The following is a 15916-nucleotide window of genomic DNA, read 5'->3' as shown; positions in this document are numbered from 1 at the left end:
CACACTGTCGGGGTGGCGGGATTTGAACCCACGACCTCTTCGTCCCGAACGAAGCGCGCTACCAAGCTGCGCCACACCCCGTGTTGAACCTCGGCTAGCTTACATTACCCAACCAGTCACCATTAAATCCCCTGGTCAATTGCGTAAAACGGTGCTCTCCGACGACTCGGCGCGAGCCCGCGCGGTGTCGGAGTCCGAGCCGCCGCGCTGAGCCGGGACCAACGTCAGGAGCGTCGCCTCGGGGCGGCAGCAGAAGCGGGCCGGCGCCCACGGCGACGTCCCGATCCCGGCGGACACGTGCAGCTGGGTGTGCGCCCCCCACTTGGACGGCCCCTTCACCCGTGAGCGGTCGATGTCGCAGTTGGTGACGAGTGCGCCGTAGAACGGCAGGCACAGCTGACCGCCGTGCGTGTGGCCGGCCAGCACCAGGTCGTACCCGTCGTCCGCGAACCGATCGAGAACCCGCGGCTCGGGCGAGTGGGTGATGCCCAGCCGGAGATCGGCCAGCGGATTGGGCGGACCGGCGATGGTGTCGTACCGGTCGCGCTGGAGGTGCGGATCGTCGACCCCGGCCGACGCGATCCGGACCCCCGACACCTCGAGGTCGCGGCGCACGTGCGTGACGTCGAACCAGCCGCGTTCGGTGAACGCGGCCCGCAGGTCGCCCCACGGCAGCGGCTCGCCGAGGATGCGCTTGCGATCCTTGCGGAAGTACTCGAACGGGTTCTTCGGTTTCGGCGCGAAGTAGTCGTTGCTGCCGAACACGAACAGTCCGGGGCGGGCGAGCAGATTCCCCAGCGCCTGGACCACGGCGGGCACCGCCCGCTGGTGCGACAGGTTGTCGCCGGTGTTCACGACGAGGTCGGGGTCGAGGTTGTCGAGTTCCCGCAGCCAGTTCTGTTTCAGCCGCTGTCCGGGCATCATGTGCAGGTCGCTGATGTGCAGCACACGGAGCGTCGACGACCCGGGTTCGAGCACCGGCATCGTGACCTCACGCAGCGCGAACGCATTGCGCTCGATGAGCGAGGCGTAGCCGATGCCGAGGGCGGCGGCACCCGCCGTACCCAGGGCGGCGCGGGTCAGGTTGGTGCGGAACTCGTCAGACACTCTTCCAGGATACTGATGAGCGCAATCGAGATGCAGTGGACAAATCGGGGCGCGTAGCGTTTCGCCCATGCCAGATTCACTGAAAGCAAGACTGCGCTCCGACATGACGGCCGCCATGAAGGCCAAGGATTCGCTGCGCACCGCCACGATCCGCATGCTGATGGCCGCCGTGCAGACCGAAGAGGTTTCCGGCAAGGAAGCCCGCGAACTCACCGACGACGAGGTGCTGAAGGTCCTCGCGAAGGAGTCGAAGAAGCGCGGCGAGTCCGCCGAGATCTACACCGAGAACGGTCGGGGTGAGCTGGCAGCGCAGGAGCGGGCCGAGGCGCAGATCATCGACGAGTACCTGCCGACGCCGCTGACCGACGCCGAACTCGTCGACGTCGTGGACACCGCCATCGCCCAGGTGGCCGAGGAGATCGGTGAGCGTCCCGGCATGCGTCAGATGGGTCAGGTCATGAAGGCCGCCGGCGCGCTTGCGGGCGGCAAGGCGGACGGTTCGCGGCTCTCGCACGCGGTGAAGTCCCGCCTCTGACCCGCGCGTGAGTGGGAAAGCGTGCGCCTACACACTTTCCCACTCACCTGCGGGTCACCGGGGTATGGGCGGCAGCTGGATCGGCGGCAGGCCGGGCAGCTGGATGGGCGGAACGGGGATTCCCTGAGCCGGGGCCTGCGGGGGAGCGGCCTTCACCGATCCGTCGCTGACGTAGATCGTGATCGTCGACCCCGGAATCGCCGAACCGGACGGCGCCGAGCTCGTGACCGTCCCCTTGGCGACCTGTGACGCGGTGGTGATCGCGTTCACGGTGAATCCGGCTCCCTGCAGGCGGGACGTCGCGGCCGACTGGCTCAGGCCGGTGACGTCCGGAACCTGACCGTTCTGCGAACCCCGCGCGTACTTCTGATCGATCGGCGGCAGCGTCGTCGGCCCGAAGTTGTTGGCGACGGGATTCATCGCAGCGAACCACGTCTGGGCGGGCTCGTTACCGCCGTAGAGATTTCCGTCGCCACAGGGCCGTAGCGGGCCCGAGCAGATCTCGCCCGGTGTCGGCGAGTCGCCGAACACGTAGACGGCGGCGGCGAAGTTGTTGGTGAACCCGAGGAAGCCCGACGACATGTGGGACTCGGTGGTTCCGGTCTTACCCGCCATCGGGAGGGTCCAGCCGGCGCTGCCCGCGGCCCCGGCCGACGTGCCGCCTGCCTTGTCGTCCTTGCTCATGGCATTGGCGAGGGTGTCCGCGAGGCCGGGCTCGACCACCTGCTCGCAGGCCTGCTGCGTGACCGAGACGGGCTTGCCTTCACGGTCGAAGACCGAATCGATGGGGGTGGGCGGGCACCACTTGCCGTGCGACGCGAGCGTTGCCGCGACATTCGACAGTTCCAGCGGATTGACCCAGGTGGGTCCGAGGGTGAACGAACCCAGATTCTGATCCTTCTGGAAATCCGCCATGCTGCGGTCGTCGAATCCGGAGGTGCCGGGGTCGGCGTACGACCGTAGCCCCAGCCGCACCGCCATGTCGACGGTGGGGGCGACGCCGGTGGCCTGGATGAGCTTGACGAACGCCGTGTTGGGCGACTGTGCGAGCGCGTCCGTCACCGACAGCGACGCCGGGTACTTGCCTGCGTTCTCGACGCAGTACGTGGCCGCCGGGCATCCGCGGGCACCACCGCTACCCATGCCGCGGGCCTCGAACCGTCCGGGGACGTCCAGGACGGCGTTGGTGCCGAGGCCCTTCTCCATGGCGGCGGCGGTCGTGAAGATCTTGAAGATCGACCCGGCGCCGTGACCGGCCAGCGAGTACGGCTGGGCCTGCACGGTTTCGTTGGCGTTCGCGTCGAGACCGTAGGTGCGGCTACTGCCCATCGCGAGGATGCGGTGTGAATCCTGGCCGGGCTGGACCACGTTCATGACGTTGGCGATGCCGTCGAGTCCGGGGCTGGCCTTCGCGGTGAGCGCAGCCTTGGTGGACGCCTGCACCGCGGGGTCGAGCGTCGTCTTGATCAGGTAGCCGCCCTTGTCGATCTGCTCCCGGCTGATGCCGGCGTTCGCCAGGTACTGCAGGGCGTAGTCGCAGAAGAAGCCGCGGTCGCCGGCGGCGATGCACCCGCGGGGCAGCCGGTTGGGTTCGGGCAGCACGCCGAGGGGCGTCTCCTTGAGTTCCCGCAGTTCGGCGGCGCGCTCGGGGATGCTCGAGATCATCGTGTCGAGAACCACGTTGCGGCGTTCGAGGACGCCCTCGGGGTTCGTGTACGGGTTCAGCGCCGAACTGGACTGCACCATGCCCGCGAGCATCGCGGACTGCTGGGTGTTCAGTTCGGACGCGTCGATGCCGAAGTACGTCTGGGCGGCGTCCTGGATGCCGAACGAGGCGTTGCCGAACGGCACCAGGTTGAGGTAGCGGGTGAGGATCTCGTCCTTGGTGAGTTCCTTGTCGAGCGTCAGCGCCATCCGGATCTCGCGGATCTTGCGGGCGGGCGTCGTCTCGATCGCGGCCCGGCGTTCGGCGTCGGTTTTGGCGACGACGAGCAGCTGGTAGTTCTTCACGTACTGCTGGTCGAGTGTCGACGCGCCCTGCTGCACCTCACCGCTGGTGGTGTTGGTCAGGAAGGCGCGCATCGTGCCCTGCCAGTCGACGCCCTTGTGCTCCGGGAACCGGCGGTCCTCGACGGAGACGATGGCGAGCTTCATCTCGTTGGAGATCTTGTCGCTGGGCACTTCGAAGCGGCGCTGGTCGTACAGCCACGCGATGGGATTGCCCGCGGAGTCGACCATCGTCGAGACTGCGGGAACCGTTCCTTCGACCAGTTCGGCGGAGACGTTGTCGACGGTGTCAGCCGCCCTGTTGGAGGCGTAACCGAAGCCTCCGGCGAGCGGAAACATCACGCCGGCGAGGAGCACTCCTGCCAAGGCGGAGGATCCTGCGAGCTTCCCCACTGTTTTTGCAATCGACACGATCTACAGACTACGTGGGGTCTGAGGGTGCGCTGGTTGGGCGCAGAATTCGGCCAGGAAAATGCCCTGAGCACGGGGTATGGACGGGCGTACCAAAAAAGCGTGTTCACCGTCTTGCGCGTGGCGGTTTCTTTACCTAAATTGTTGGAACAGTGTGATGGAGATAACACCCCATCGCTTATGTGGTGCAGCCTCGGCGTGCTACGCGCTGGGTTTGCGCAGACTCGAAGAGGGGAAACGAATGCACATGACCACCCCAACCAGCCGTCTGGACGTCGAGCAAGCAGAAGCGCGAATCGCCTGGGTCACCCAGGCCCGTTGCCGGGAAGTCGATCCCGATCAACTCTTTGTACGCGGCGCAGCACAGCGCAAGGCCGCAACCATTTGCCGGCATTGCCCGGTATTGATGCAGTGCGGAGCCGATGCACTCGACAACCGTGTCGAGTTCGGCGTGTGGGGTGGCATGACGGAACGTCAACGCCGGGCGTTGCTCAAGCAGCACCCCGAGGTGGACTCATGGTCCGATTTCTTCGAAGCTCAGCGGCAGCACCAGTCCGCTGTCTGAGATTCGGGATCGGATTCGCAGTCAGGCAGGACACAGGCGGGTGACCGGTTCTCCGGTAGCGAGCTGATCAGCTCGTCCGGGTGAGCTGGTCGCCTACCGCTCTCAAGGCCTCGAGGTCCGACACCTCGAACGGCAGCGAGGGCACGCCGACGATCGGCACCCGAGGGTGGGCCGCCGTGAACCGGCTCAGTAGTTGGACCTCACGCTTGGCGATCACCGCCCGATGGGCGTGGATTCGCAGCACAGCGGCGGTGAGGGGGTCTTGGTCCCCGAGTTGGTCGGCGGCAGTGACCGCGTGATCGGCCGACAGGGAACTGAGAGTGGGGTGCGTCCGATTCAGGACGAGGCCCGCGAGCGGCATCTCGTCGCCTGCGAGCCGGTCGACGAAGAAAGCCGCCTCACGCAGCGCATCCGGTTCCGCTGCGGCGATCACCAGAAACTTCGTTCCCGGCTGCCGGAGCAATTCGTAAGTGCGCGTTGCCCTTTCCCGGAATCCGCCGAACATCGAGTCCAGTGACTGCACGAAACTCGAGGCGTCCGACAGCATCTGACTGCCGACGATGGTGGACACACCGCGCAGCGCCAGGCCCATCGCGCCGGTGACGAGCCGGGTGAGGCCGCGGCCGGGCGCGGTGAGCAACCGGATCATGCGGCCGTCGAGAAACGCGCCCAGACGCTGGGGTGCGTCGAGGAAGTCCAGGGCGTTGCGCGACGGTGGCGTGTCGACGACCACCAGATCCCACTCGTCGCTGGAGGCGAGTTGCCCCAGCTTCTCCATCGCCATGTATTCCTGCGTTCCCGAGAACGAGCTGGCGACGGTCTGATAGAAGGGGTTCGCGAGAATCTGCTCCGCCTTCTCCGGCGTGGAGTGCTCGATCACCATCTCGTCGAACGTGCGGCGCATGTTGAGCATCATGGCGTGCAGTTCGCCCGTCGCGTCCGGTCCGAGCTGCACGGGCTGCGGCGTGTTGTCGAGTTCCGCGACGCCGAGAGCCTGCGCGAGCCGGCGTGCCGGGTCGATGGTCAGCACGACCACCTTGCGTCCCTGCTCCGCCGCGCGCAGTGCCAGCGACGCCGCCGTGGTGGTCTTACCGACGCCGCCGGCTCCGCAGCAGACGACGATCCGCGTTGCCCTGTTCTCCAGAATCCCCGCGACGTCGAGTGCGGAGGCGGTGCGGCGACGCTCGTGTTCAGTTGTCTGGGTCATCGGACACCCTGTTCCGTCAGATATTCCGCGAGCTCGTACAGCCCGCCCAGGTCCACACCGTCGGCGAGGGACGGCAGGTGCAGCCGCGCCCCGTCCACTTCGCTGAGCTGTCCGGCGCTCTCCTCCTGCGCTTCGAGGACGGACGCGTGTTCGATCGTCTCGGTGAGCAACCCGGCGAAATTCTCTTCGTCCAGGGTGATCCCGGTCTTCTGCAGTCCGGCCCGGACGGCCTCGGCGTCGATGCGGCCCTTCGCGACGTCGGCGAGGGTGTCGGCGGGCAGGAACTGCGGGCTGGTGCGGTTGACGACGACGGTGCCCAGCCGCAGGTCGGCGCGGGCCAGTTCCTCTGCGGCGTCGGTGGTCTCCTGCACCGGCAGCGCCTCGAGCAGCGTCACGAGGTGGACGACGGTCTCGTCGGAATGCAGCAGGCGCACCACGCCCTCGCTCTGCGAGCGCACCGGCCCGCCCTTCGCGAGGTCGGCCATCGCCTTCGTCACGTCGAGGAAGTTGCCGATCCGCCCGGTCGGCGGGGCGTCGACGACGACGGCGTCGTACACCCGTTTACCCGACTTGTCGGAGCGCACCACACATTCCTTGATCTTGCCGGTCAGCAGCACGTCCCGGAGACCCGGTGCGATGGTGGTGGCGAACTCGATGGCGCCGAACTTGCGCATAGCGCGGCCCGCGAACCCGAGGTTGTAGAACATCTCGAGGTATTCGAGGAACGCGGTCTCGATGTCGATGGCCAGTGCCATGACCTCTCCGCCACCCTCGGCGGCCGCGACCTTCGTCTCCTGCGGCGGCAGCGGGGGCACGTCGAAGAGCTGAGCGATCCCCTGCCTGCCCTCGACTTCCACCAGTAGCACGCGGCGCCCACCCTCGGCCAGGGCGAGCGCCAACGTGGCGGCCACCGTGGACTTTCCGGTGCCGCCCTTTCCGGAGACGAAGTGCAGCCGGGCCCGCGCGGCCTTCTCGGGCCACGTCGGGGTGAGCTGGTCTGGGGATGCAACCACGGGGTCGAGCCTATAAGTCTGGGAGCCAGGATGTGCGGGGGATAGGCTCACCGGCATGAGTGAATTGACTTCCTGGGAGTACGCCACCGTTCCGCTGCTCACACATGCGACCAAGCAGATCCTCGATCAGTGGGGCACCGACGGCTGGGAACTGGTGACGGTGCTGCCCGGACCCACCGGTGAGCAGCACGTCGCGTACCTGAAGCGTCCGAAGGGCTGAGGGCCGTGGCAGAGACTCGGAACTGGTCCGCCCGCCTGAGTGAACTCGGCATCACGCTGCCGTCCGTCGTTCCGCCGGTGGCCGCCTACGTGCCCGCCGTGCGCACCGGCAATTACGTCTACACGTCCGGGCAGCTGCCGATCGTCGAGGGCAAGCTGACGATCGCGGGCAAGCTCGGCGCCGGTGTGTCGGACGAGGACGCCAAGGCCGCGGCCCGGGCGTGTGTACTCAACGCGCTGGCGGCGGTCGACGCCCTCGTCGGCATCGACTCGGTGGTGCGGATCGTCAAGGTCGTCGGGTTCGTCGCCTCCGCCGAGGGCTTCACCGGTCAGCCCGGCGTCGTGAACGGTGCCTCCGAATTCCTCGGCGAGGTGTTCGGCGAAGCCGGGGCCCACGCACGCTCGGCCGTCGGTGTCGCGGAACTGCCGCTCGGCGCCCCCGTCGAGGTGGAACTCATCGCCGAAGTGCAACCGGAGTCGTAGAGCCATGACGCTTGCCCATCCGGCCTACGCCCAGGTGCGGGAGGTCACCCCGATCGTCTCGGTCGTGCTCGAAAACAATCCCGGCATGATGACGCTCGACGGAACCAACACGTGGATTCTGCGCGCGCCGGGCCGGGACGAGTGCGTGGTGGTCGACCCGGGCGACGCCGACGAGGAGCACCTCGCCCGCGTCGCGGCACTCGGACCGGTCGCATTGACGCTGATCACTCACCGTCACTTCGACCACACCGGGGGAGTGCAGCGGTTCTTCGAACTCACCGGCGCGCCCGTGCGCTCGGTGGACCCCGAGTTCCTTCGCGGCGGCGGCGAACCCCTCGTGGACGGCGAGACCATCGACGTCGCCGGGCTCACCGTCACGGTGATCGCCACGCCCGGGCACACGAAGGACTCGGTGTCCTTCACCGTGGAAGGTGAGGGCACCGTCCTCACCGGCGATACGATCCTCGGCCGCGGCACCACGGTGCTCGACGACTCGGACGGCGACCTCGCCGACTACCTGTCGTCGCTGCGCCGGCTGCTGGACCTCGGCACCGGACACCGGGTGATGCCCGGCCACGGACCCGAACTGCCCGAACTGAACGTGGTGGCGCAGCAGTACCTCGATCATCGCGAGGAGCGGCTCGACCAGGTGCGGGCCGCGCTCGGTGCGCTCGGGGGCACCCCCACGGTCCGCGAGGTGGTCGAGCACGTCTACTCCGACGTCGACCCGAAGTTGTGGCCGGTGGCGGAGAAGTCCGTCAACGTGCAGCTCGCCTATCTGCGCAGCCTCGACTGACCGCATAACGACTTCGGCCACCCCCTCGCTGTGAGGGGGTGGCCGAAGTCGTGGATGCGGGGACTACCGTGCGCGACGTGCCAGGCGCTCGGAGTCGGAGATCAGCACACTCTTGCCTTCGAGGCGCAGCCATCCGCGGTGCGCGAAGTCGGCGAGCGCCTTGTTGACGGTCTCGCGGGAAGCGCCGACGAGCTGGGCGATCTCTTCCTGCGTGAGGTCGTGGGTGACGCGCAGTGAGCCCGCCTCCTGGGTGCCGAACCGCTGTGCGAGCTGCAGCAGCGCCTTGGCGACACGACCGGGGACGTCCGTGAAGATGAGGTCGGCCAGGTTGTTGTTGGTACGACGCAGACGGCGCGCGAGGACCCGCAGCAGCTGTTCGGCGATCTCGGGGCGGTGGTCGATCCACGCCTTGAGCGCTTCGCGGTCCATGCTGACCGCGCGGACCTCGGTGACCGTGGTCGCGGTGGACGTACGCGGACCCGGGTCGAAGATGGACAGCTCACCGAACATGTCGGACGGGCCCATGATCGTCAGCAGGTTCTCACGGCCGTCCGGCGAGCGGCGGCCGATCTTCACCTTGCCGGAAACGATGATGTACAGGCGGTCACCGGGCTCACCTTCGTTGAAGATGACATGTCCGCGGGGGAAGTCGACAGGCTGCAGCTGCTTGGTCAGCGCCGCTACCGCTGAGGGCTCGACTCCTTGGAAGATGCCGGCTCTTGCCAGGACGTCGTCCACGTGCGCTCCTTGGGAATATTGTTCGTCTGTATGCATATTGTGCGCGATTTGCTGCATGTCGACGATGCCCCGGTGATCCGCGGCGTGTCGCTGTGCAACAGGTACGGCTCTGAAGTCTACGTTGAGACGGCTCGGTCTGAGTGACCGATGCCACGGAAGTCGCAAAAGTTAACCGGATGATGCGTCCGGTGGTGCGTCTTTGCGGGGGTTTCCAGGGGTCAGCTGGCGCGCCGCGAGCCCACTCCGGTGATGTCGGCGTCGTCGGATTCGAAGCCCGACCGACCCTTGCGACGTCGATGGAAGCGTGCCAATGCGTGGGGGAAACCTTCGTGGGCCAGGGTGGCCACTTCGTCGTGACTTGCCTGGTCGAGGAACTCTTCCACCTCTTGCTGACGAACCGTGAGCCGGCGGAGTCTGAACTCCACCCGCTCCATTGCCAGCGCAAACAGCATCAGCAGCACTGGGAAGAGGACCACAGCGAGACCTTGCATACCGGGAAGTAAACACTGCAAATGTCTCAGAAGCGACACAGCAGCAATTCGGATCGGTCGGGTATCCGTAGAGTTGATCCCGTGCATGCGACCCCCAGCGACGGCTCCGAAGTGCGTGGACGCACCCGTTCGCGGGCCGCGAAGCAGGAAGAAACCCGACTCGGACTCGTCCGGCGCGCCCGGCGGATGAACCGCAGGCTCGCCGAGGCCTTCCCTCACGTCTATTGCGAACTCGACTTCACCACACCCCTGGACCTCGCCGTCGCGACGATCCTGTCCGCGCAGTGCACTGACGTGCGGGTGAACATGGTGACGCCGGCGCTGTTCGCCCGCTACCCCGATGCGAAGGCGTACGCGGAGGCCGAACGGACCGAACTCGAGGAGTACATCCGGTCCACGGGTTTCTACCGCAACAAGACGAACTCGCTGATCGGGCTCGGGCAGGCTCTGCTCGAACGCTTCGACGGCGAGGTCCCCGGCAATCTGAAGGACCTCGTGACGCTGCCCGGGATCGGCCGGAAGACGGCCAACGTGATCCTCGGCAACGCGTTCGATGTGCCGGGAATCACCGTCGACACCCACTTCGGCCGGCTCGTGCGGCGGTGGAAGTGGACCGAGGAGGAAGACCCGGTCAAGGTCGAGCACGCGATCGGCGCCCTGATCGAGCGCAAGGAGTGGACGCTGCTCTCGCACCGGGTGATCTTCCACGGCAGGCGCGTCTGCCACGCCCGCAAGCCCGCCTGCGGGGTGTGTGTGCTCGCCAAGGACTGTCCGTCGTACGGGCTCGGCCCGATCGACCCGGATGTCGCCGCCGAACTGGTTCGTGGACCGGAGACGGAGCATCTGCTGCGTCTGGCCGGCAGGTGAGGGTAGATACGAGTGTCTAGTGCAGCGCGGTGGAGTCTGGCCGCCCTCGTGGTCGTGGTGGCTCTCGTCGTCGCGATCTGGCCGCGGGGCGACGACGCGGAGACGCCGTCGTACGAGGACCGGTTCGGTGCGGGCGGCAGCACCCCGACGTCGGTGAGCGCCGATCCCGACGCGCTCGCGGCACAGAGGACGCAGGCGGGCCTGGCCCCGTGCCCCGCCCCGGCGGCCGCGTCCGGGCCTTCGGCGGATCCGGTGCTGTCCGGCATCACGCTGGAATGCGTGGGCGACGGCAGTCAGGTGGATCTGGCGGCCGCGCTCGGTGGTAAACCGGCGCTGCTGAACCTGTGGGCGTACTGGTGTGGCCCCTGCGCCGAGGAGCTGCCCTATATGCAGCAGTTTTCGGATCGTGCGGGCGACGCGGTTACCGTGCTTACGGTGCACACCGATCCCAACGAGTCCAGCGCGCTGTCGCGGCTCATCGATTACTCCGTCACCCTGCCCGGTGTGCAAGACGGCGACGGTCGCGTCCGCGTCGCGGTCGGGGCCCCTCCCGTCCTCCCGGTCTCGGTGCTGATCCGGCCCGACGGCACGGTGGCGAAGGTGCTGCCGCAGCCGTTCCGCAGTGTCGACGAGATCGCGGACGCCGTCGAACAGAACCTGGGGGTGGCGGCATGACGTCTTCCGTGGACGGCGTCGCCGTTCCGCCCTGGCTGCGCCGGGTCGTGCACCGCACGCCGGCCGACCCGCACAGGATCAACCCCGTCCTCGATCGGCGCGCACCCCGTGGTGCGATCACCCGTGAGGCGGCGGTGCTCGTGTTGTTCGGCGGTCCCGTCGAGGCGGACCCGTTGATGTCGGGCGGCCTGCCCGCCGGCGCCGACGTCCTGCTCACCCAGCGTGCGTCCACGATGCGTCAGCACAGTGGTCAGGTGGCATTCCCGGGCGGTGCCAGCGATCCCGGAGACGAGGGACCCATCGCCACCGCGTTGCGGGAGGCCCAGGAGGAAACGGGACTCGACCCGTCCGGTGTCCGCCCACTCGCCGTGCTCGAGGAGATCTTCATCCCGCCGTCCGGCTTCGACGTCACTCCCGTCCTCGCGTACTGGGAGAAGCCCAGCGCGGTCGGCGTGGTCGATCCCGCGGAGGCCGAACGCGTCGCCCGGGTTCCCGTGCACACCCTGATCGATCCGCGGAACCGGTTCCAGGTGCGCCACCCGGCCGGATACCAGGGGCCCGCGTTCGCCGTCGACGGCATGCTCGTGTGGGGTTTCACCGCCGGCATCCTGGCCGCCCTGTTCGCGGTCTCCGGCTGGGAACAGGAGTGGGACCGCCACGACATCCGCGACCTCGACACCGTCCTCGCCGAACTCGACAACGACCTGGACGACGACCACCTGACCCACGGTCACGGCCGGCCGGCGGCCGAGCGATGACGGGCTCGCACTGGATCGACCTGGCGATCGTGCTGATCGCCTTCGTCGCCGCGACGTCGGGCTGGCGTCAGGGCGCCGTGGCGTCGGTACTCGCCTTCATCGGCGTGGTGCTGGGCGCGGTCGCGGGCATCCTGATCGCCCCCCACGTGCTGGTGCACGTGGACGAGGGCCGCGGTCGCGTGCTGGTCGGCATCGCCCTCATCGTGGTGCTGGTCATCGTCGGCGAAGTCGCGGGCATGGTCCTCGGCCGAGCCGCGCGGGGAAGCATGCACAGTCCGGTCGCGCGGTCCGTCGACAGCGTGATCGGCGCCTGCGTACAGGCGGTCGCGGTGTTCGTCGCGGCGTGGCTGCTGGCGATCCCGCTCACGTCCTCGTCCCAGCCTCAGCTGGCGGCGGCGGTGCGCGGGTCGACCGTCCTCGAGACGGTCGACAACATCGCGCCCGCCTGGATGCGGCAACTGCCCACCGAGTTCACCGCGCTGCTCGACACGTCCGGGCTTCCCGACGTCATCGGGCCGTTCGGGCGCACCCCCATCACGACCGTCGACCCGCCGGACGCCAGCGTCCTGGAGAGCCCCGTCGCGTCCTCGCTGCAGTCGAGCGTGCTGAGGATCCGGGGTGTTGCCCCGAGTTGCCAGCGCGCGCTGGAGGGATCCGGGTTCGTCGTGGCACCCGACCGGGTGATGACCAACGCGCACGTGGTCGCGGGAACGGCCGGGATCGTCGTCGACACCGCGAACGGGCCGATGGACGCCGAGGTCGTGCTGTTCGACCCGTCCGCCGACGTCGCGGTCCTCGAGGTGCCCGGACTGGACGCGCCCGTCCTGAACTTCGCCCCCGAGCCGGCGCAGACCGGCGACAACGCGCTGGTGCTCGGCTACCCGGGCGGCGGCCCGTACACGGCCAGCGCCGCGCGGGTCCGGGAGATCCTGGACCTCAGCGGTCCCGACATCTACCGGGCGGGCACCGTCCAGCGTGAGGTGTACACGGTCCGCGGTTCCATCCGGCAGGGCAACTCCGGCGGACCGCTCGTCGACAGCGACGGCCGGGTGCTCGGGGTGGTCTTCGGCGCCGCCGTCGACAACAGCGACACCGGGTTCGTGCTCACCGCCGCCGAGGTGTCGCGTCAGTTGCAGGCGGCGTCCGGGGCGTCGGTCGCCGTGGACACCGGGGCGTGCATCCTCTGACGGTCAGGCCGTGCGGGGCGCGACGAGGTCGAGCAGTGCGGCGTTGACGCGTTCCGGGGCTTCCCAGTGCGCGTAGTGGCCCACGCCGGGCACGGTCTGCATCTGCTGGGTGGGTGCGAAGCGGTGGCTGCGGCGCACGGTGTCCGCGAGCACGTACGGGTCGAGGTCGCCGTGCAGGTGCAGGACGGGGATCCGCAGCGTCTGATCCATCGACGCCATGAACCGGCTGCCGTCCGGCCGGAACTGGCTGCGGAACGCCCACCGCTGGTACTCCAGGGTGCAGTGCGCGGTGCCGGGAATCTGGATCGCCGACCGCATCCGTGACACGACGACGTCGAATTCCGGATTCTCGGTCCAGCCGGGGCCGGAGCGTTCGCGGATCAACCGCTCGACCTCCGACCCGTTGTCCCGGGTGAGGCGACGTTCGGGACGCCACGGCACCTGGCAGGAGACGAACGAGGGCAGCAAAGCTTTGCGCTGGTAGCGGTCGTGGAGGACGGCCTGCTTGAGCGCGAGTGGATGCGGCGAGCTGACCAGTGCAATCGACCGGACGAGACGAGCATGGAGGACCGCCGTGGCCCAGCAGACCAGGCCGCCGTCGGCATGCCCGACCAGTGTTGCCTCGCCATAGCCCATCGCCCGGATCAGGCCGGCGATGTCGCCGGCCAGCGTCCACCCGTCGTAGCCGCGCGGCGGTTTGTCGGAATCGCCGTAGCCGCGGAGGTCGACGGCGACGGCCCGGTACCCCTGCTCGGACAGCGCGGTCAGCTGGTGGCGCCACGACCACCAGAAGTCCGCGAACCCGTGCAGCAGGATGACGAGCGGCGCATCCGGTGCGGATGCGCCGACCTCGACGGTGTGGAATCGGATTCCGTTGGCATGGATGTCGCGATGAATCCAGGGGCCGTCGAAACGGACGGTGGACGGATCGGGTGGTGCCACAGGAGCGAGTTACCGCGCGTGACGTCCGGTGGGCGATGCGAGATGGGCCTCCGCATCCGAGTACGACGTGGGCAGCACCGTCTTGGCCTGCCTCAGGGAGTCGATGGTCTTCTCGGGTGCGCGGAGTTTGCGTACCCGCAGATAACCGAGCAGCGCGAGGATCGCCGTCACCACGAGCATGATCAGGAAGACGATCAGGAACGCCAGCCAGCGGGCGATCCACACGTCGAGGAGTTCGGCGAGGAAGAAGAAGAAGAAGAACGAGCTGAACAGCAGCACGGTGAACGCGAGGATGAAGAACAGGCTGCCCTGCAGGCCCTTCTTGACCTCACCGGTGACCTCGGCCTTCGCGAGCTCGACCTCGGCGCGGACGAGGGTGGACACCTGCGCGGTCGCATGCTTGACCAGCGTGCCGAGGCTCGCCTCGCCGGGTGTCTGAGCGTCCACGTCCGTGAGCGGGATCGACGACACCGTGTTCGGCACCCCGTCTCCCGTATAACGCGGGCTGTCTCCCTTGCCGTGAGTGATGCTCACTTGTCGACCCCTCCAGGTAGCTCTTGCACGTCCGAGTCATCCTGCCGGGCCGCATGGGCCCGACCGCGTCGCCACAGTAACGCTGATCCGATCAGCGACGCTGTCAACGATGTCACGAGCACCGCGACCTTAGCTATTTCGGCCGCGCTGCCGTCACCGATTCCCGCAAGCGCGAGATCCGCTACGAGAAGGCTAACGGTGAACCCGATCGCACCGAGCACTGAGAGGGCAAACATGTCCCGGAACCCCAGTGCACGCGGTTTCTTCGCGATACCCAGGCGGATCGCGAGCCAGGAGACGCCGAAGATGCCGACGGTCTTGCCGACGAGGAGCCCGGCGATCACGGCCTGCGAGATGGGGTCGGTGAACAGCTGCCCCAGGAGCTCGCTGCTGAGGGCGACCCCGGACGCAAACAGGGCGAACACCGGGACACAGAAGCCCGCCGACAACGGCTGGATGCGGTGCTCGAGGCGGGACGCGGGGGATTCGCGTTCGCCGGGGTCGCGCCGCACCCGGGTGAGGAGGCCGAGAGCGACGCCGGCCAGCGTGGCGTGGATTCCGGCTTGGTGCATGCAGTACCAGGCGAACAGTGCGAGCGGAACGTAGAGCAGTGGAGTGGTGATGCGCCGGTGCTGGGCGACGACGTAGACGACCAGGCACACGGCGGCGCCCAGCAGCCACAGCACGGCGATCGAACTGGTGAACAGGACGGCGATGAGCACGATCGCGAGAAGGTCGTCGACGACGGCCAGGCTGAGCAGGAACACGCGGGCGCTCGCGGGGATGCGGGACCCGGTCAGCGCCAGCACACCCAGTGCGAACGCGATGTCGGTGGCGACGGGGATGGCCCAGCCGCGGTCCATGCCGGGTGTTCCGGCGCCGATCGTCGCGGCGATGATCGCGGGCACCACCACCCCGCCGCAGGCCGCGATGATCGGGAGCAGCGCACGTTTGCGGTCGGCGAGTTCGCCCACCACCAGTTCTCGTTTCAGTTCCAGGCCGGCGACGAAGAAGAAGACCGCCAGCAGCCCGTCCTGCGCCCACGTCCCGACCGTCAGGTTCAGGTGGAGCGCCTCCGGGCCGATCGTCCAGTCGCGCAACGCGAAGTAGGAATCCGAGACGGGGGAGTTCGCCCACAGGAGGGCGACCGCGGCGGCGGCGAGCAGGATCGAACCGCCGACCGTCTCGGTGCGGAGGTAGCGGGAGAGTTCGGAGCGGAGGGGCTGGGTCACCGGGGTCGCTCGCTTTCGATGTGGTCGGGGTACGGCAAATGCTCTGCCGACCAGACTTCCCGGCGCACCGAGGAGAGCTTATCCAATTTGCCAAGCGAAAGACACGAGGTGTTCAATTCCTAAGGAATGGACTGTCGTCCCAATAGTTG

At 68.0% G+C, this 15916-nt stretch carries 18 protein-coding genes and 1 tRNA gene; 9 read left to right on the top strand and 10 right to left on the bottom strand.

Translation table 11 applies throughout. From position 1 onward, the window contains the following. Positions 1-7 precede the first annotated feature (7 nt). Positions 8-81, bottom strand: a tRNA-Pro gene (locus BLV94_RS24040). 54 nt (positions 82-135) lie between these two features. Further along, a complete protein-coding gene (locus tag BLV94_RS24035; protein ID WP_072938076.1) occupies positions 136-1107 on the bottom strand; it encodes a metallophosphoesterase in 972 nt (323 codons plus the stop codon). A 67-nt stretch (positions 1108-1174) separates the two neighbouring features. Between BLV94_RS24035 and BLV94_RS24030 the strand changes: the two genes are divergently transcribed. Continuing rightward, positions 1175-1642 (top strand): GatB/YqeY domain-containing protein, encoded by a 468-nt coding sequence (locus BLV94_RS24030; RefSeq protein ID WP_005248498.1) that lies wholly within the window; start codon positions 1175-1177, stop codon positions 1640-1642. Positions 1643-1696: 54 nt separating this feature from the next. Here the strand turns inward: BLV94_RS24030 and BLV94_RS24025 are convergent, their stop codons facing one another. Next, positions 1697-4042, bottom strand: coding sequence for a penicillin-binding protein (locus BLV94_RS24025; RefSeq protein WP_072938074.1), 2346 nt, complete (start codon positions 4040-4042; stop codon positions 1697-1699). A gap of 259 nt (positions 4043-4301) precedes the next feature. Between BLV94_RS24025 and BLV94_RS24020 the strand changes: the two genes are divergently transcribed. Further along, positions 4302-4625, top strand: a complete 324-nt coding sequence (locus tag BLV94_RS24020; RefSeq protein ID WP_072938072.1) for a WhiB family transcriptional regulator — start codon at positions 4302-4304, stop codon at positions 4623-4625. Between the two features lie 67 nt (positions 4626-4692). On the opposite strand, the gene bagB is transcribed toward BLV94_RS24020, so the two are convergent. Both bagB and bagA read right to left on the bottom strand, forming a co-directional pair. After that, on the bottom strand, positions 4693-5832 hold the full coding sequence (bagB, locus tag BLV94_RS24015) for an ATPase BagB (protein ID WP_072938071.1): 1140 nt from the start codon (positions 5830-5832) through the stop codon (positions 4693-4695). Further along, positions 5829-6845 carry an ATPase BagA gene (bagA, locus tag BLV94_RS24010; RefSeq protein ID WP_072938069.1) on the bottom strand — a complete coding sequence of 339 codons (1017 nt, stop codon included), beginning with the start codon at positions 6843-6845 and terminating at the stop codon, positions 5829-5831. Before bagA ends, bagB begins: the two co-directional genes overlap by 4 nt. Positions 6846-6900: 55 nt before the next feature. On the opposite strand from bagA, the gene sp36 reads away from it, so the two are divergent. From sp36 to BLV94_RS23995, 3 genes are read left to right on the top strand one after another with little or no spacing between them, the layout of a single operon-like run. Then, the gene (gene sp36, locus BLV94_RS48820) at positions 6901-7065 is read left to right on the top strand and encodes a Sp36 family protein (RefSeq protein ID WP_005248493.1); all 165 of its coding nucleotides are present in this window, start codon (positions 6901-6903) and stop codon (positions 7063-7065) included. A 5-nt stretch (positions 7066-7070) separates the two neighbouring features. Then, positions 7071-7547, top strand: coding sequence for a RidA family protein (locus tag BLV94_RS24000; protein WP_072938067.1), 477 nt, complete (start codon positions 7071-7073; stop codon positions 7545-7547). A gap of 4 nt (positions 7548-7551) precedes the next feature. Further along, complete coding sequence (locus BLV94_RS23995) at positions 7552-8343, top strand: MBL fold metallo-hydrolase (protein ID WP_072938065.1); 792 nt, start codon at positions 7552-7554, stop codon at positions 8341-8343. Positions 8344-8406: 63 nt separating this feature from the next. Here the strand turns inward: BLV94_RS23995 and BLV94_RS23990 are convergent, their stop codons facing one another. Continuing rightward, positions 8407-9081 (bottom strand): Crp/Fnr family transcriptional regulator, encoded by a 675-nt coding sequence (locus tag BLV94_RS23990; RefSeq protein ID WP_005256089.1) that lies wholly within the window; start codon positions 9079-9081, stop codon positions 8407-8409. Positions 9082-9299: 218 nt separating this feature from the next. Further along, positions 9300-9572 (bottom strand): hypothetical protein, encoded by a 273-nt coding sequence (locus tag BLV94_RS23985; protein ID WP_072938063.1) that lies wholly within the window; start codon positions 9570-9572, stop codon positions 9300-9302. Between the two features lie 21 nt (positions 9573-9593). Between BLV94_RS23985 and nth the strand changes: the two genes are divergently transcribed. The 4 genes from nth to marP are packed head-to-tail and all read left to right on the top strand — an operon-like array spanning position 9594 to position 13059. Next, complete coding sequence (gene nth, locus BLV94_RS23980; RefSeq protein WP_072938061.1) at positions 9594-10439, top strand: endonuclease III; 846 nt, start codon at positions 9594-9596, stop codon at positions 10437-10439. Between the two features lie 12 nt (positions 10440-10451). Further along, a complete protein-coding gene (locus BLV94_RS23975; protein WP_072938059.1) occupies positions 10452-11114 on the top strand; it encodes a TlpA family protein disulfide reductase in 663 nt (220 codons plus the stop codon). Continuing rightward, complete coding sequence (locus BLV94_RS23970) at positions 11111-11872, top strand: NUDIX hydrolase (protein ID WP_072938058.1); 762 nt, start codon at positions 11111-11113, stop codon at positions 11870-11872. Before BLV94_RS23975 ends, BLV94_RS23970 begins: the two co-directional genes overlap by 4 nt. Next, positions 11869-13059 (top strand): acid resistance serine protease MarP, encoded by a 1191-nt coding sequence (marP, locus tag BLV94_RS23965; protein WP_072938056.1) that lies wholly within the window; start codon positions 11869-11871, stop codon positions 13057-13059. The genes BLV94_RS23970 and marP overlap by 4 nt, the downstream gene beginning before the upstream one ends. 3 nt (positions 13060-13062) lie before the next feature. Here marP and BLV94_RS23960 read toward each other — a convergent pair whose 3' ends face one another. From BLV94_RS23960 to nhaA, 3 genes are read right to left on the bottom strand one after another with little or no spacing between them, the layout of a single operon-like run. Beyond that, positions 13063-14001 carry an alpha/beta fold hydrolase gene (locus BLV94_RS23960; RefSeq protein WP_072938054.1) on the bottom strand — a complete coding sequence of 313 codons (939 nt, stop codon included), beginning with the start codon at positions 13999-14001 and terminating at the stop codon, positions 13063-13065. Positions 14002-14010: 9 nt separating this feature from the next. Further along, positions 14011-14535: a phage holin family protein gene (locus BLV94_RS23955; protein ID WP_072938053.1), complete on the bottom strand. Its 525-nt coding sequence runs from the start codon at positions 14533-14535 to the stop codon at positions 14011-14013. Continuing rightward, on the bottom strand, positions 14532-15767 hold the full coding sequence (nhaA, locus tag BLV94_RS23950; protein WP_072938051.1) for a Na+/H+ antiporter NhaA: 1236 nt from the start codon (positions 15765-15767) through the stop codon (positions 14532-14534). Before nhaA ends, BLV94_RS23955 begins: the two co-directional genes overlap by 4 nt. Positions 15768-15916: the final 149 nt, after the last annotated feature.

This window comes from Rhodococcus koreensis (genome assembly GCF_900105905.1).
GTDB lineage: Bacteria > Actinomycetota > Actinomycetes > Mycobacteriales > Mycobacteriaceae > Rhodococcus_F > Rhodococcus_F koreensis.
Note: the sequence above shows the minus strand (reverse complement) of the source record. Positions and strands in the feature narration are given on the sequence as shown.

Bases quoted from the DNA above. Each gene is read 5' to 3' on its own strand.
- BLV94_RS24030 (WP_005248498.1), top strand. From the start codon at position 1,175: ATGCCAGATTCACTGAAAGCAAGACTGCGCTCCGACATGACGGCCGCC.
- BLV94_RS24020 (WP_072938072.1), top strand. From the start codon at position 4,302: ATGCACATGACCACCCCAACCAGCCGTCTGGACGTCGAGCAAGCAGAA.
- bagB (WP_072938071.1), bottom strand. From the start codon at position 5,832: ATGACCCAGACAACTGAACACGAGCGTCGCCGCACCGCCTCCGCACTC.
- sp36 (WP_005248493.1), top strand. From the start codon at position 6,901: ATGAGTGAATTGACTTCCTGGGAGTACGCCACCGTTCCGCTGCTCACA.
- BLV94_RS23995 (WP_072938065.1), top strand. From the start codon at position 7,552: ATGACGCTTGCCCATCCGGCCTACGCCCAGGTGCGGGAGGTCACCCCG.
- BLV94_RS23985 (WP_072938063.1), bottom strand. From the start codon at position 9,572: ATGCAAGGTCTCGCTGTGGTCCTCTTCCCAGTGCTGCTGATGCTGTTT.
- nth (WP_072938061.1), top strand. From the start codon at position 9,594: ATGTCTCAGAAGCGACACAGCAGCAATTCGGATCGGTCGGGTATCCGT.
- BLV94_RS23970 (WP_072938058.1), top strand. From the start codon at position 11,111: ATGACGTCTTCCGTGGACGGCGTCGCCGTTCCGCCCTGGCTGCGCCGG.
- marP (WP_072938056.1), top strand. From the start codon at position 11,869: ATGACGGGCTCGCACTGGATCGACCTGGCGATCGTGCTGATCGCCTTC.